At 38.9% G+C, this 14,996-nt stretch carries 15 protein-coding genes; 6 read left to right on the top strand and 9 right to left on the bottom strand.

Features of this window, described 5'->3' with window-relative positions; all coding sequences use genetic code 11:
• Positions 1 to 103 precede the first annotated feature (103 nt).
• From queG to RBL01_RS02205, 5 genes are all read right to left on the bottom strand, one after another.
• Complete coding sequence (gene queG / locus RBL01_RS02225) at positions 104 to 1,255, bottom strand: tRNA epoxyqueuosine(34) reductase QueG (protein ID WP_038809666.1); 1,152 nt, start codon at positions 1,253 to 1,255, stop codon at positions 104 to 106.
• Positions 1,256 to 1,273: 18 nt separating this feature from the next.
• Positions 1,274 to 2,026 (bottom strand): hypothetical protein, encoded by a 753-nt coding sequence (locus tag RBL01_RS02220; protein ID WP_002327438.1) that lies wholly within the window; start codon positions 2,024 to 2,026, stop codon positions 1,274 to 1,276.
• Positions 2,027 to 2,165: 139 nt separating this feature from the next.
• A complete protein-coding gene (locus tag RBL01_RS02215; RefSeq protein WP_002328561.1) occupies positions 2,166 to 3,116 on the bottom strand; it encodes a metal ABC transporter substrate-binding protein in 951 nt (316 codons plus the stop codon).
• Entirely contained in the window at positions 3,117 to 3,956 is an 840-nt protein-coding gene (locus RBL01_RS02210; protein ID WP_002286845.1) for a metal ABC transporter permease, read from the bottom strand. It lies immediately after the preceding gene.
• A complete protein-coding gene (locus RBL01_RS02205; protein WP_002318347.1) occupies positions 3,953 to 4,699 on the bottom strand; it encodes a metal ABC transporter ATP-binding protein in 747 nt (248 codons plus the stop codon). The genes RBL01_RS02210 and RBL01_RS02205 overlap by 4 nt, the downstream gene beginning before the upstream one ends.
• A 237-nt stretch (positions 4,700 to 4,936) precedes the next feature.
• Here RBL01_RS02205 and RBL01_RS02200 point away from each other — a divergent pair, with 237 nt between their 5' ends.
• Positions 4,937 to 6,307, top strand: a complete 1,371-nt coding sequence (locus RBL01_RS02200; protein ID WP_002318348.1) for an amino acid permease — start codon at positions 4,937 to 4,939, stop codon at positions 6,305 to 6,307.
• A gap of 54 nt (positions 6,308 to 6,361) precedes the next feature.
• Here the strand turns inward: RBL01_RS02200 and RBL01_RS02195 are convergent, their stop codons facing one another.
• From RBL01_RS02195 to RBL01_RS02180, 4 genes are all read right to left on the bottom strand, one after another.
• Positions 6,362 to 7,258 carry a LysM peptidoglycan-binding domain-containing protein gene (locus RBL01_RS02195; RefSeq protein WP_002286848.1) on the bottom strand — a complete coding sequence of 299 codons (897 nt, stop codon included), beginning with the start codon at positions 7,256 to 7,258 and terminating at the stop codon, positions 6,362 to 6,364.
• A 113-nt stretch (positions 7,259 to 7,371) separates the two neighbouring features.
• A complete protein-coding gene (locus RBL01_RS02190) occupies positions 7,372 to 7,542 on the bottom strand; it encodes a hypothetical protein (protein ID WP_002286849.1) in 171 nt (56 codons plus the stop codon).
• Positions 7,539 to 8,216: an NAD(P)H-dependent oxidoreductase gene (locus RBL01_RS02185; protein WP_002327442.1), complete on the bottom strand. Its 678-nt coding sequence runs from the start codon at positions 8,214 to 8,216 to the stop codon at positions 7,539 to 7,541. Before RBL01_RS02185 ends, RBL01_RS02190 begins: the two co-directional genes overlap by 4 nt.
• Positions 8,217 to 8,306: 90 nt before the next feature.
• A complete protein-coding gene (locus RBL01_RS02180; protein ID WP_002286852.1) occupies positions 8,307 to 9,212 on the bottom strand; it encodes an AraC family transcriptional regulator in 906 nt (301 codons plus the stop codon).
• Between the two features lie 174 nt (positions 9,213 to 9,386).
• On the opposite strand from RBL01_RS02180, the gene RBL01_RS02175 reads away from it, so the two are divergent.
• From RBL01_RS02175 to RBL01_RS02155, 5 genes are all read left to right on the top strand, one after another.
• The gene (locus RBL01_RS02175) at positions 9,387 to 10,841 is read left to right on the top strand and encodes a glycoside-pentoside-hexuronide (GPH):cation symporter (RefSeq protein WP_002293689.1); all 1,455 of its coding nucleotides are present in this window, start codon (positions 9,387 to 9,389) and stop codon (positions 10,839 to 10,841) included.
• 15 nt (positions 10,842 to 10,856) lie between these two features.
• A complete protein-coding gene (locus RBL01_RS02170) occupies positions 10,857 to 11,888 on the top strand; it encodes an aldose epimerase family protein (protein ID WP_002325138.1) in 1,032 nt (343 codons plus the stop codon).
• A 6-nt stretch (positions 11,889 to 11,894) separates the two neighbouring features.
• Entirely contained in the window at positions 11,895 to 13,082 is a 1,188-nt protein-coding gene (locus RBL01_RS02165) for a galactokinase (protein WP_002327443.1), read from the top strand.
• 155 nt (positions 13,083 to 13,237) lie between these two features.
• Positions 13,238 to 14,620 (top strand): Y-family DNA polymerase, encoded by a 1,383-nt coding sequence (locus RBL01_RS02160; protein ID WP_002327444.1) that lies wholly within the window; start codon positions 13,238 to 13,240, stop codon positions 14,618 to 14,620.
• On the top strand, positions 14,592 to 14,978 hold the full coding sequence (locus RBL01_RS02155) for a hypothetical protein (protein ID WP_002293692.1): 387 nt from the start codon (positions 14,592 to 14,594) through the stop codon (positions 14,976 to 14,978). Before RBL01_RS02160 ends, RBL01_RS02155 begins: the two co-directional genes overlap by 29 nt.
• The last annotated feature ends 18 nt before the right edge of the window (positions 14,979 to 14,996 follow it).

Genomic DNA, 14,996 nt, shown 5'->3' with positions numbered 1-14,996 from the left:
GATTTTTATCAAATTCTCTTAAAAAAATGTAAAAAATACAAAAAAACCAGTAATTGTTACAACAATTACTGGACAAAAACTTTGAATAATGTTAACTATTTTTTTACTTTAACTTTCTCCGCAATAATTTCTGGGCATGTTCCAATTCGTTTATAACGACTTCTTCTGTTTCTTTAGCTAATATTTCATCTAATACATCAAGCCATTTTTCCGGTTCTTTTGTTCCTAGACATCCAATAGCCCAAGCTGCTGTTCCTCTGATGACAGGGCGGACATCTGTTAAACATTCTGAAATCTCAGGCAATGCCGTTCGATCACCTAGATTAGCTAAAGCAATCAATGCGTTTCTCTGCAAAGGTTTCTTCCCACGCCATGAACCAGCTAAATGCCCAAATTGCTGTTTGAAGTCTTTATTAGACATCGAAAGCATTGGCTTTAATTTTGGATATACTTCGTCTACTTTTGGTTCCATCTCTTCATGAAAATGAAAATCTTTTCCTTGATTGTAAGGGCAGACTAACTGGCAGATATCACATCCATAAATGACATTTCGCATTTTTTTACGATATTCTTCCGGCATCATCCCCTTTGTCTGAGTTTGATAAGACAAACATCGCTGGGCATTCATTCTTCCGTCACCAAGCAATGCTTTTGTCGGACAAGCAGTCACGCAGCGCATACAGTCACCGCAACCAAATTCTCCTGGTTTATCAGGCTCAAATACAATATTAGTAACGATCTCACCAAGATAGACAAATGAACCGAACTCTTCAGTGATCAACAATCCGTTTCGTCCAATAAATCCTAAACCAGCTCGCTGTGCTACAGCGACATCGATCAGTTCTCCAGTATCTACTTGCGGAGCTAGACGCCATTCCTCTTCTTTTTGCCATTTTTCTGCTCTTGTTTGGATGAATTCGATCAATCGGTTCAAACGGTCTCTGAGTATATCATGGTAATCGATCCCCCAAGAAGCACGAGCAAACTGTCCGCGTTTTTCATCCCTAGGCACTTCTTCATGGATCCTAGTAGGATACGCAAGTGCAATGGAAATGATCGATTTCGGCTGATCAAATGTCATTTCAGGATAAAGACGCTCATCGATATTTGGATGTTCAAAGCCAGAAGTATGGCCAGCTGCTTTTTGTTCTTCCAACGATTCTTTTAATGAATCAAAAGGTTCCGCCGTGGTGAACCCGATTTTGTCAATTCCTAATCGTTTGCTTTCTTGTATGATTTCTTCTTTTAATGTCATGGTCTTCCTCGCTTGCTGTTAACGGCTGTATAACCCATAATATAGTTTTTCTTTTTTCAGCTGGACAAACTGGATCTGCTGATCGGCAATCTTCTTTTCTTCCATCCATTTTTTTCTTGCAGCAAATACTTCCCAATAATTTGTTGAAATTAATTTTCTTTTGTTATCTAATGCATTAAAAAAATTCAATGAAACTGGTTTTGTACTTAACAGTTCATGAAGCCTTACCTCTTCCCATGGCGAAAACTCAGACAGATCGCGGGAATACAATACTTCTTCATAGAGATTTTTTTGCTGTGTGTACGTGAATATTTGCGGGATTTTCCCAGGCCTGGCAATTTCTACTAGACGATTATAAAACATATTCATTAATTTGCTGTTGGCAATAAATTGACTTTTATAATAGGCCGACTGGATCTTTTTGATTACTCCTTCTGCTTTGATGACTGAAAATAATGCAGGCCATGCTTTGACGGTTATTTCGTCGTTTTGTTTAACTAATACGCCAGGTGTGAAGCCGACTGGAGAAAGGAACACAAAATAACCGATACCGGTATTTTCATCTAAAGGCTGAAATTCATCAAACAACCATTTGCCTATGTACAGCTCTTCATCTGGTTCTGTTGTCTCATTTTGATTTGCTATGAATAATTTAGCTAATTCTGCTTCAAGAAATTGAAGGTCTTGATCCTTGTCGGTATTTTCCTGCTGGCTGATCAATCGAAAGACTTCTTCTTTAATCGTATATTTATCTTTACGTGTAAAATTCATAGCCACACCTTCCTTCCTTACTCTAACTATAACGGAATTTCTTCAAAAAAGGTATCTGTACGCCGAAAAACAGCATAATTTTTTTCATATCTCTTATAAAAAATACAAGGCCTGCTCCTCAAGCTAGACCTTGCACTTTTCAGCTTTCTTTTATTTGTGACAAACCTTCATGGATCGTTTCAATATTCCATTTCATCATCTGATAGTAAGAATCTCCTTGTTCTCCTTCTTTTGCTATGGAATCAGTGAACAGTTTATCATAGATTTTCAAACCCGTTTCTTTTGCTACCCGTTCCATGCTTCTTGAGTCTACACTGGTTTCCACGAATAAAACCGGTACTTCTTTTGCTCTTATCTGATCAATGATCGCTTTCATTTGATCAGGCGTACCTTGACTTTCTGTATTGATCTCCCATATATAAGCTGCTGGCAAATCATATGCTCGTGAAAAATACTTGAATGCCCCTTCACTTGTTACTAATAATTTTTTGTTCTCTTCGATAGAAGCAAAACTTTCCTTCGCTTGTGTATCTAATTCTTTTAGTTTTTCCACATATGCTTCTGCATTTTTTTTATAGAGTGTCGCATTTTCTGCATCTTTTTCAGAGAATATACGTGCGATTTCCTCCACATATTTTATTCCGTTAGATATGTCTAGCCAAGCATGGGGATCTGCTTTTGTATGTTCTTCACCGCTAGTTAAATAAAGAGGTTCTACATTTTTGCTAACTGCAAAATAATCTTTTCCTTCTTCTTTTTTAGCCGTTTCCATCAAGTTATCGAACCAGCTGTTACCTGTTTCAAGATTCAAACCGTTGTATAAAATAACATCTGCATCGCTTGCCTTTTTGATGTCTTCTGGTAGTACTTCATATTCATGCGGATCTGTTCCGACTGGTACGATACTGTGGATATCTATTTGATCTGTTCCGACCTCTTTTGCCATGTCCGCCAAGATCGAATTGGTAGCCACGACTGACAACTTTTCTTTACTTCCTTCATCCGCTTGGTCAGAAGCCTGCTTTCCGCAACCGGCTAATACCAAGAAACTAACTGCCAAGATTAAAAAGAGTGATTTTTTTGTTTTCATCTATCTGCTTCCTTTCTGAAATAAAATTCCTTTTGTTGGAGAAAATAAAAAAGCAAGGATAAAAAATGCGGTACATGCTAACACGATCGTAGCTCCTGATGGCCAATTGTAACTATAACTGAAAAACACACCGACAACTGCACTTAGCATACCGATTCCTGCAGCTGTAATGATCATTTTCAGTAAATGGTTCGTTAGCAAGTAAGCCGTGGCGGCTGGTGTGATCAGCATGGCAATCACCAAGATTGTTCCTACTGTCTGTAAACTGACTACAGCCACTAATGTCAAAAAGAACATCAAAAGATAATGGATCAGCGATGTGTTCAGCCCATAAGCTTTTGCCATTGTCGGATCGAATGATGTGATCTTCAATTCTTTATAAAAGAAAAAGACAAATATCAAGACGATTCCACTAACGAGTGCTGTCAGCAACAAATCGCTTTCCCTAACAGCTAAGACATTCCCAAATAAAATATGATACAAATCTGTCGCACTCTGGGCATATGAAATCAAGATAATCCCTAATGCAAAAAAGGAGCTAAAGACAATTCCAATCGCTGTATCATTTTTCAATCGGCTCCGCTGAGTCACGAAACCAATCACTGCTGCTGTTAGCATCCCAAAAGCAGTGGCTCCAAAGATGTAACTAAAACCAAACATATAAGAAATGGCTACACCTGGAAGAACTGCGTGAGAGATAGCGTCTCCCATCAAAGACATCCCTCGTAAAATAATAAAAGAACCGATGACTCCAGAAGCAAGTCCTACAAGCATGGAAGTGACCAAAGCGTATTGCAGGAATTGATAATTCATTAATCCATCAATAAAGGATTGGATCATTTTTTCTCTCCTCCTTTTACTAAATGTCTGATGATCTCACCATAGGCCAATTGAAGGTTCTTCGATGTAAAGACTTCTTGTACTGGACCGGAAGCAATCAGCTGTTTATTTAAAAGAATAACCTCATCGAAATATTCTTCTACTTTATGAAGATCATGATGGACGATCAAAATCGTTTTTCCTGAATTCTTCAATTCCTGCAAGATGTCAAAAATCTTTCGTTCACTTAACGCATCAATCCCTACGAATGGTTCATCTAAAAAGATCCATTCTGCTCCTTGGGCTAGAGCTCTTGCAATAAAAACTCTCTGAAGCTGTCCACCCGATAGTTCGCTGATCTGTCTTTTGGCATATTCTTCCATCCCTACTTTTTTCAAAGCTTGTCTTGCACGTTCTTTTTCTTTTTTCCCAGGTCTTTGTCCAATTCGTAAAGATGGATATGTTCCTAAAAGTACAACGCCTAATACATCAATTGGAAAGGAAAGATCCAATTCACTTCGCTGTTCCACGTAGGCTATTTTTTTACGGACTGAGTTTACCGGCTGTCCAGAAAAGGTGACTTTACCAGTAGTAGCTGGTATCAACTCTAGCAAAGATTTCATAAATGTTGATTTTCCTGCACCGTTTGGTCCGATAATACCGGTAATTTTTTGTGGATTTATCGTCAAGTTGATAGTTTTCAAAACAGTTTTCCCTTGATAAGCGGCTGAAAGTTCTTGAATTACAATGGCCGTACGTTCCAAATCTTACACTCCTTTTTAGGTTTACCTAACTTTTTATTTAAATATAGTTTAACTAAAATGGAAAGCATTTTCAAGTAGAATGATGAAAAAGTTTTTTTCGAATTTTCCTCGCATTTTATGAAAATTTTCTGTAGAATCACATCAAGAGTTCAATAAGGCTAACCTAATAATGAAAAACATGTGTTGAAACGTTTGATTATTTTTTCTTGTTGACTCAACAACGAAAGGAGTTTTTGTATGGAAGAAGAAAAGTTAACTCGAAGTCTTAGTGCCCGTCATATCCAAATGATCGCACTAGGTGGAACGATCGGTGTCGGTCTTTTTATGGGTGCCTCCTCAACCATACGCTGGACAGGGCCCTCAGTGATGGGAGCCTATGCGATTGCAGGATTCTTTTTGTATTTGATTATGCGTGCTTTAGGCGAAATGCTTTACGTTGATCCTTCGACTGGTTCTTTTGCAAATTACGCGAGCGAGTACATCCATCCTGTGGCTGGCTACTTGACCGCTTGGAGTAATATTTTTCAATATATTGTCGTAGGAATAAGTGAAGTGATTGCTGTAGGATCTTATATGAATTATTGGTGGCCTGATTTGCCGGCAATTATTCCCGGGATCATTGTCGTCTTGTTTCTTATGCTGGCAAATCTTATTTCTGTCAAGGCGTTTGGCGAATTAGAATTTTGGTTTTCGATCATCAAAGTCATAACGATCATTTTGATGATCATTGCAGGTCTTGGGGTAATCTTATTTGGATTTGGTAATCATGGTCAGGCAGTAGGGATTTCAAATCTTTGGAAAAATGGTGGATTCTTCACTGGAGGCGTCAAAGGATTTTTCTTTGCATTATCGATCGTTGTTGCTTCCTATCAGGGAATCGAACTGATCGGAATGACTGCTGGTGAAGCAGAGAATCCTAAAAAGACGATCATTGAAGCTGTCCAGTCCACTATCGGTCGAATCTTGATTTTTTATATTGGTGCTATTTTTATCATTGTGAGTATCTATCCGTGGAATCAATTGAGTGAGATTGGTTCACCTTTTGTACAAACTTTTTCTAAAGTCGGCATTACATTTGCTGCAGGACTGATTAATTTTGTCGTGATTACAGCGGCATTATCAGGTTGTAATTCAGGGATTTTCAGCGCAAGTCGTATGGTCTATACACTTGCCATGAATGGAAAGATGTCTAAAAAATTTCTGAAACTTTCTCGTCACGGCGCGCCTTTTTATCCTGTCGTAGCAATCTCAGGTGGAATCTTAATTGGTCTGATCTTAAATTATCTTCTACCAATGTTCATCAACCAGTCAGAAAATATTTTCGTTTTCGTATACAGCTCAAGTATTTTGCCTGGTATGGTTCCTTGGGTAGTGATTTTGATCAGCGAGATTCGCTTCAAAAAGAAGCACGCAGATAAAATGCATGATCATCCTTTTAAAATGCCACTATCTCCTTATACGAATTATGTGACACTTGCTTTTTTAGCTATCGTATTGATTTTCATGTTTATCAATCCTGAAACGAGAATCTCATTGATTATTGGACTCGTTTTCTTGCTTTACATGACGATCCATTACTTTGTACGCGAAAAAAGAACCGGAAAATAAAAAAAGAACGAAGCTTCACCTTAGTGGAAGCTTCGTTCTTTTTTATTGCTTTTATCAATTCAATTTTAGCGTCTCACCGGGAGTCAGGAAATAATTCTCCATGCTCATCCCATTCAGCGACAAGATCGTTTCTACTGGTACGCCAGTTCGTTCGGCTATTTGATTTGGACCTTCTCCTTCCAAAACTACGGTTGTCGCAGCCTGTGAAGTCGCGCTGTTGGTATTAGTTTCAGAGGAATCTGTTGTGTCTTGTGTTGTTCGAGCTTGCATTTCAGAAGCTTCTACCGACTCTGCCGTCTCAGAATCAGAAGATGTTGTGTCTTGTGTGCTTGTTGACTCTGCTTGAAGAGAGGCGCTAGTCTGCAAATAAATATCGGAAATCTTAGCTACATGATTCGTATAATTAGCCGATAATTGATTGATCAAAGTATCTAAGTCTACACCGTCTTTATTTTCTGCTGCCTGATACGCTGCACGTAATTTTCTGATCCCTTCGTCGGAGATTGCTTGAAGCTCACGTGCTTTTTGGTTAGCAACTGCTGATAAACCAGCTATGCCCTCTTGATTTCCCTGAATTTCTGTCTGGTATTCTTCAATCAATGCAGGCGTCTTTTCTTCGATCTTTTTCGAATAATCATTTACGATTGCTTGAAGTTGCTCTGGCAAACCATTTGCTGTTTTTTCTTCAGAAGTTTGCGTCTCTTTTGTTTTAGTTGATGACTCACTTGTTTGTTTCGTCTCTGTTTTCTTTGTCGTTGTTTCCGTTATGGTCGTACTTTTCGCTTCTGACGAATTTTTTCCATGAAAATATAGACCCGCAACTCCTCCTGCTATGATCAAAAACACGGCAACTGCTGCCCCAATCATGATCATCCGCTTACGAGCTGCCTGTTTTTGCTGTCTTCTTCGGGTCATCCGAACATTTTCTCCCCACTCATTTTCATCATACATTTTTTTCACCACCAATTTTTATGTATAATAGCGTTATCAAACGCTTCATATTCTTATTGTAGCAAATAATTGCCGCTGTGCACATTTTTATCTTTGTTATTTATAAGAAAATTTCACCAGTTGAGATGATTCCAAGATTGTCCGTCGATTTCTCCTTGCAGCTGCATTGTTCGTTCGTCTATCTCAGCCATCAGTTTCTTTATTTCATATAAGAGCGCACGGTCTTGATATTCTGATTTTTCGCTTAATTCATCTAATTGTTGGATCAGCCAATCATTTGTCATAATGAAGTTCCTTTCATTTCTTGCAGTGTAAAGGTCAAGTCTTCGATCTGCTCTTTTGCCTCAGTCAGTGCTTCTACGATATATGCTTGTTTTTCAGATTCTTCTTCCTGCATTTTCTGATTTTCCTGTACTCTTTGAATAAACCAGTCAATCCGCTGAGTCAGCGATGGTTTGCCTTCCAATGAGAGATACTGCTGATAAGCAATTAGCTTCTCCCAACGTTTTTCCTGGGATAAATACATAAATTGTGCTAAAACGAATGGCGGAAGATAGGTCATATGGAATTTATTTGCGATTCGCTGATACGGCCTCAAAAATTCGGAAATCGTATATTCTTCTTTTCCTCCAGCTTGGTATTCTTTTTCCGCCACACCTGTTGTCAATACGATTCCTAGTTCTTTCCCTTTTAATACATGTGATGCTCGTTCCAAGACATTATCTTGCCAAATTTTTAAATGAGCAGGAGAACTATACCAGTAAAACGGAAACTGGAAAATGATCCGATCATGCTGGGCCAAGAGCTGTAGTTCAGTCTCTATATCTATTTTTCCGTCTGGATAACTTGATTCCAAATGATGCCAAGTAGCTGGTAAACCAGCAGAAGCTTCTTTGAAAAATTGCTGATTTAAAGATTCTTCGATCGTTGGATGGCTAATGATGATAAGTGTACGCATCCCTTTTCCTCCTTTTTAGTCTTCGCTTTACAGTGTAGCATAACCGCCACAAGTTTCTTTTGCCGATGCTTGTCATTTTAACCAGACTAATCAGGTTGTCCAAGAAACTGCGGTTTGTTTTTCCAACTGTTTTTTCAAGGTATCCAAAGCAATATTCTTAAAATTTTCGTTTTTCATACGTTTACGATAGTTCGTAGCCGTTTCTCCGGTACTCTTTTTGAACATTCGGCTAAATACGACTAGACTATTGAACCCTACTTGATAGGCAATACTTTCCACGGATTCATCCGTCAGAGAAAGAAGAAACGCCCCTCGATTGATCCGTACCCCGATCAAATATTCCTTGATACTGGTACCCATATGATTTTTGAATACTCGCGACAAATGGCTCCGATTGACCGCTAAATGCTGGGCGATTTCCTCAACAGACAATTTTTCAGCATAATGTGCCTCGATGTATTTGACTGTCTCAACAGCTAAAGAGGAGTGAACCTTTTGTACACCACCGCTGACCTTTCCGCCATCTTTTAAAAGGACTGATAAAAAACGGTAGGTTAATGCTGTTAACTGTAATTCATTTTCCAAGGTTTCTTCCGTATCTTTCATGCATTCTAAAATAATGTCGATATATTTTTGTATGTCAGAAGAGACCATCGTGTATTGGTCTTCTCTGAAAAGCGACTGCCGAATGATTTCTTCTGCAGCACTCCCACCAAATGAAAGCCAGCAATACATCCACGGATCTTCTCCATCTGATAAGTAAAACGTCGAGTCTCCTGGACGAATCAAGAACAGATCACCTTTTTTCAATTGGAATTGTTGATTTTTCACATGATAAGATCCTTTGCCTTCCATCACGACATGCAGGATGTAATCATTGCGAATAGCAGGACCAAAAGAATGAAACGGCATCGTTTTAGAGAAACCACAAAAATCAAAATACAATTCTTTTTCTACTTGTTGATGTTCCTTTTTTAAAAAAATCGATTGCTCCACGTCTATCCCTCCTTACTCCTTTAGTATAATGCAACAAAAAGTTAAATAAAAGTCACAGAAATATATTAAAAAGGAAGCGATTTCTTGTTAAGTTTAAGTCATTAAAAGATCTTTGTTATTCGTTGTAACCGGTTTACTTAGTATTATATATTGAACAGGAGAGGAATACAGATTATGAAAAGCAAAATGATCCAACGTGTGTCCTACGCTTTAGGCGCTTTTGGACACGACACATTCTATGTTACATTAAGCACTTATTTTATGGTATTCGTGACAAGCCAGATGTTCGCAGGAACAGATAAGGCAACGAATGCAAAAATGATTGCTACAGTTACAAGCTTAGTTGTAGGTATCCGCTTAGTTGAAATTATTTTTGATCCTTTGATTGGTGGCATCATCGATAATACTCGTACAAAATACGGTAAATTCAAACCATGGTTAGTTATCGGCGGCGTTGTTAGTTCCGTACTCTTGGTAGCAATCTTTACCAATTTCTTTGGCTTAGCTACTCATAATACGACTTTATTTATCATATTATTTGCAATCGTTTTCATCTTATTGGATAGTTTTTATTCATTTAAGGATATCGCTTTTTGGTCAATGATTCCAGCTTTGAGTACGGAAACAAAGGAACGTGAAAAATTTGCTACGTTTGCTCGTTTCGGCTCTTCTCTAGGTGCAAATGGTACTACTCTAGTCGTTGTCCCTATCGTTACTTTCTTTACCTATCTTGTTACTCATAAACATATTGAAGGCGCTTCAGGCTGGTTCTGGTTCGGTGTGATTGCTGCTGTTATTTCAGGCGGTACTGCGATTATCACTGCCTTGGGCACAAAAGAAGTCGATACTGCGATCCGTCAGCAAAATGAAAAAGCTGGGATCAAAGATGTGTTCAAAGCAGTTGCTCAAAATGATCAGTTGATGTGGCTTGCCCTTGCTTATATCGCTTATGCGATTGCCAATGTAGCAACAACTGCCGTATTATTCTACTTCTTCAAATATGTACTTGGCCAACCAACTGAATTTTGGATCGTTGGTCTAGTTGCTGCCTTACTTGGTTTAGTAGCTGTTCCACTATTCCCAATGCTTACACGCGTCATCTCTCGTCGCTACGTTTACCTTGGAGGGATCGCAATGATGATTTCTTCTTACTTTTTCTTTACGATCGCAGGTTCAAGTTTGCCAATCGTTATCATCGGGCTAGTATTGTTCTACTTCCCTCAACAATTGATTTTCTTATCCGCTTTGATGACGATCACAGACTCTGTTGAATATGGTCAATGGAAAAATGGTATCCGTAACGAAGCTGTTACTCTATCAATTCGCCCTTTACTAGATAAAATCGCTGGTGCTTTGTCTAACGGGATCGTAGGGTTTGTCGCTATCGCTTCTGGGATGACTGGTAATGCTACTGCTGCTGATATCACTGCTCATGGCGTAACGACTTTCAAAGCTTATGCATTCTATGCTCCTGCTGCTTTGATGATTTTCTCCGCTATTATTTTTGCTTGGAAGATTACATTGACAGAGAAAAAACATGCACAAATCGTTGAGGAATTGGAAAACAAATTGGCTCCAGCTGATACAATGGAAGATGAACTTCACGATGCAGTAGTTCCTTCCCATTAAGAAAGGATCTTGAAAATGAAGATTACAGAAAAAGATTTTGGCCAAGGTTATCACTTGATAACCTTGGAGAACAAAAACAAGCTAGCACTTTCTATCTCTGATTTAGGTGCTAGAATCGTCAGTTTAAAATCAAATGATCGAGAATTAGTTTTGGGATTTGATACCGCTGAAGAATATATCGAAAAAGATCCGTATATCGGTGCTTCTATCGGTCGCACCGCAGGGAGAATCGAAAATGGCCGCTTTTCTCTCAATGGAAAAACTTACCAATTAGCCACAGATCCAAAAACTGGGCATAATCTGCATGGTGGTGCTCCTGGATTTGAATTAAAAAAATGGTCTTATGTCATTTTGAATGGCGAAAATGAAGCTTCTGTCATTTTTACTACTACAAGTCCCGACGGAGAACATGGTTTTCCAGGTACAATGGATGTGGAAATCCGCTATACTTTGACACAAGATAATATCTGGCGAGTGACCTCTCGCGGCACCAGTGACCAAGATACTTTATTCAATCCGACAAATCATGTTTACTTCAACTTGACGGGAGATGCTTCTCAATCAATCGATCAACATGAGCTTTGGCTAAATAGCGAAGCTTATGCTCCTTTGCGAACAGATAGTATTCCTATAGGGGTAAAAGAAAATACTGCAGGAAGTGCTTTCGATTTTCAAATACCTAAAAAATTAGCGTCCGTTTTTGCTAGTGATTTGGATCAAAAAAATCTTGTTGACGGAATCGATCATCCATTTTTCTTAAAAGAAACCGGCTTGGATAAAGAAGCCGCTCGCTTGACTAGCCCCGATAAAAGAATCCAAGTAGATATTGCTACAGATGCTTCTAGTGTGGTTATTTTCACTGCAAATTTCGGCACAGAAACACCAGAAATGCGCAACCGAAAATTGGCACATCATGGTGGCATCACATTTGAGACTCAAACAGCTCCAGGTGCAGAGCGCTTCTCAGCATTTGGTTCGATTCATTTAAAAGCCGGATCAGTATTTGAAACAGTGACAGAATTCAAAATCAAAACAAGAAAGGAATAACTCATCATGGAAATCAAAAGAAGCTTAAACACAAAATTTGCCGAAACATTCGGACCTAAAAAAACTACACAATACTTCTCACCAGGACGCATCAATTTGATTGGTGAACACACAGATTACAATGGAGGCCATGTCTTCCCCGCTTCCATCACTTATGGAACGCAAGGTGTCGCAGCACCTCGAGACGATAATAAAATATTAGTTTATTCCACAAACTTTGACGATATCGGTGTCATTAGTTTTACTTTAGATGAGCTAGAATATGATAAAAAAGCAAACTGGGCAAATTACGTAAAAGGAATGGTCCTTAAATTAAAAGAAGCTGGACACTCAATCGATCATGGGTTTGAGTTGTTAGTGGAAGGAACAATCCCTAATGGTGCAGGACTTTCCAGTAGCGCTTCATTAGAATTATTAGTAGGTGTTGTATTAGAAGATCTGTTTGATTTAAAAACAGATCGCTTGGAACTAGTCCAAACAGGTAAAAAAGTAGAAAATGAATTCATCGGTGTCAATTCAGGTATCATGGATCAGTTTGCCATCGGCTTCGGTGAGCTAGATCATGCAATCTTATTAGATACAAATACGCTGAAATACGAAATGGTCCCAGTGAAACTAGATGGTTATGCAATCGTCATCATGAATACGAATAAGCGGCGGGAATTGGCAGATTCAAAATACAATGAACGCCGCAGCGAATGCGAAGAAGCCTTGGCACGTTTGCAAAAAACTTTGCCTATCTCTTCTTTAGGAGACTTAGATGAAGAAGAATTTGAATCAACTATTGACCAAATCGGCGATGATACATTGATACGCAGAGCTCGCCATGCCGTTTCTGAAAATCAGCGGACTTTGAAGGCAAAAGCTGAATTAGAAGCTGGGAACTTAGAAGTATTTGGTCAACTGTTAAATGATTCTCACCACTCTCTTCGCTATGATTATGAAGTAACTGGGATCGAATTAGATACACTAGTAGATGCTGCTCAAAAACAAGAAGGTGTCTTGGGTGCACGAATGACAGGAGCTGGATTTGGTGGCTGTGCGATTGCTCTTGTCAAAGAAGAAAATATACCTGCCTTCAAAAACAATGTCTATGATGAATACATGAAAGTTGTCGGCTATGCTCCGGAATTTTATGTTGCACACATTGGAAATGGGACAACAAAGATCGATCCAGAAGCTGTTCATGTTTGATAAAAAAATCAACGATCTCAGCTAAAAACAAATAGATAAAAATAACCTCTCAGCAATTTTCAAATGTGAGCCTTTTGCTCGTATTCGAAAATTGCTGTTTTTTATTGACACAGAAAGAGAACGTGTGTTCTAATTGTGTTGAAGAGGTGATTGTTATGTGGGCGAATCAAAATCCGGTATTTGTTTATGAAAAAGAACCTTCAAGAGATATTTTATGTATTGACTGCAAATCTTTTTACGCCTCCGTAGAGTGCGTTGAAAAGGATCTTGATCCCCTTACAACTAAATTAGTAGTCATGTCCTATCCGTCCGATTCGACAGAAACACGGGGTAGCGGATTAATCTTGGCTTCCAGTCCTGCAGCAAAAAAAGCTTACGGCATCACCAATATCAGCCGTGCCAGAGATCTTCCCTTCCCCTATCCAAGTGATTTATATATTGTTGCCCCAAGGATGGCCTATTATATGGAAAAGAACAGAGAAATCAATTCTATCTATAAAAAATATGCAGACGAAGCGAACCATCATGTCTATTCCGTCGATGAAAGCTTCCTTGATGTAACAAATAGCATGGCACTCTTTGGTAAAACAAATGCGTACGACATGGCTAAACTGATCCATAAAGATGTGTTTGAGCAGACCGGAATCTACACGACTATAGGAATTGGCGATAACCCGCTACTTGCTAAACTAGCCTTAGACAATGGCTCAAAAGACGGAAAACAAATGTTTGCTGAATGGCGTTATGAAGATGTACCAGAAAAGTTATGGAAAATCTCAGATATCACTGACTTTTGGGGAATCGGCAAACAAACAGCAAAACGTCTGAAACAAATGGGTATACATTCTGTTTATGATTTAGCTCACGCGGATTATTATCACTTGAAAAGCAAGCTAGGGGTCATCGGTACTCAGCTTTATGCCCATACTTGGGGGATCGATCGAAGTTTTTTGGGACAAGAATATACACCAAAATCAAAAAGTATCGGAAATAGTCAAATCCTAGATAGAGATTATACAAGACGAGAAGAAATCGAGATTGTTATCAAAGAAATGGCCGACCAAGTCGGCACTCGCTTGAGACGATCTGCAGCAAAAACACAAGTAGTCAGCTTATGGGTAGGATACTCTTTAGGCTATCTTGATCCAAATGGCAAGACCGGGTTTCACCAGCAAATGAAAATCGAAGCGACAAATGCTAGCAGAGATCTAGCAGATGCTTTATTGACCATTTTCCACCAGCATTACCACTACCAGGATATTCGGCGTGTAGGCGTGAACTGTTCCGACCTCGTATACGCGACAGGTTTACAGCTTAACCTTTTTGAAGATCCTGAAAAGCAGATAAATGAAGCAAAAGTTGATTTTGTTGTCGATACGATTAGAAAAAAATACGGCTTTCAATCAATCATCCATGCGCATAGTCTCTTGCAAGGAGGACGCGCCATCGCACGTAGTTCTCTCGTTGGCGGGCATGCAGGTGGTATGAGTGGATTAGAAGGTGGAAAAGATGAGACGGACAGCAAAAAAATTCATTGACTATAACGAGTATCGAGATCGGCCATTTGGATTAAAATGGGGGACTGCTTTTGCGATGGAAGAACTAGTCAACGGTATCAAAAAAAATGAAGAAGAAGCACGCAAACAGCCTCTTCCTAAACAACAAATGACATTGCAAGAAATCGATAGTATACTGACAGAAGCCTTTTTATCTCGTAAAGCAGTAATCATTCAGCTCAATTTAAAAGATGAATTTGGAAGACTCTTGGATGAGGTCGAAGGGCACTTCATTGGTGAAGCCTATGAAGATTACTTTATGATTGACCATCAGCCGATATTGTGGGAAGACGTACGGTATATTGAGTTAAAGGAAACAAAAAAATGGTTTGTGACATGAGAGGTTGTGACAGAAGTG

The organism is Enterococcus sp. SB12, from assembly GCF_030910025.2.
Classification (GTDB): domain Bacteria; phylum Bacillota; class Bacilli; order Lactobacillales; family Enterococcaceae; genus Enterococcus_B; species Enterococcus_B faecium.
The sequence above is the reverse complement of the archived record's forward strand: the minus strand, read 5'-3'. Positions and strand labels throughout refer to the sequence as shown.

Coding starts and splice junctions, on each gene's coding strand:
- RBL01_RS02160 (WP_002327444.1), top strand. CDS start 13,238: ATGTGGGCGAATCAAAATCCGGTATTTGTTTATGAAAAAGAACCTTCA.
- RBL01_RS02190 (WP_002286849.1), bottom strand. CDS start 7,542: ATGACAAATGATTGGCTGATCCAACAATTAGATGAATTAAGCGAAAAA.
- RBL01_RS02215 (WP_002328561.1), bottom strand. CDS start 3,116: ATGAAAACAAAAAAATCACTCTTTTTAATCTTGGCAGTTAGTTTCTTG.
- RBL01_RS02220 (WP_002327438.1), bottom strand. CDS start 2,026: ATGAATTTTACACGTAAAGATAAATATACGATTAAAGAAGAAGTCTTT.
- RBL01_RS02185 (WP_002327442.1), bottom strand. CDS start 8,216: ATGCGTACACTTATCATCATTAGCCATCCAACGATCGAAGAATCTTTA.
- RBL01_RS02200 (WP_002318348.1), top strand. CDS start 4,937: ATGGAAGAAGAAAAGTTAACTCGAAGTCTTAGTGCCCGTCATATCCAA.
- RBL01_RS02210 (WP_002286845.1), bottom strand. CDS start 3,956: ATGATCCAATCCTTTATTGATGGATTAATGAATTATCAATTCCTGCAA.
- RBL01_RS02165 (WP_002327443.1), top strand. CDS start 11,895: ATGGAAATCAAAAGAAGCTTAAACACAAAATTTGCCGAAACATTCGGA.
- queG (WP_038809666.1), bottom strand. CDS start 1,255: ATGACATTAAAAGAAGAAATCATACAAGAAAGCAAACGATTAGGAATT.
- RBL01_RS02175 (WP_002293689.1), top strand. CDS start 9,387: ATGAAAAGCAAAATGATCCAACGTGTGTCCTACGCTTTAGGCGCTTTT.
- RBL01_RS02195 (WP_002286848.1), bottom strand. CDS start 7,258: ATGTATGATGAAAATGAGTGGGGAGAAAATGTTCGGATGACCCGAAGA.
- RBL01_RS02155 (WP_002293692.1), top strand. CDS start 14,592: ATGAGACGGACAGCAAAAAAATTCATTGACTATAACGAGTATCGAGAT.
- RBL01_RS02170 (WP_002325138.1), top strand. CDS start 10,857: ATGAAGATTACAGAAAAAGATTTTGGCCAAGGTTATCACTTGATAACC.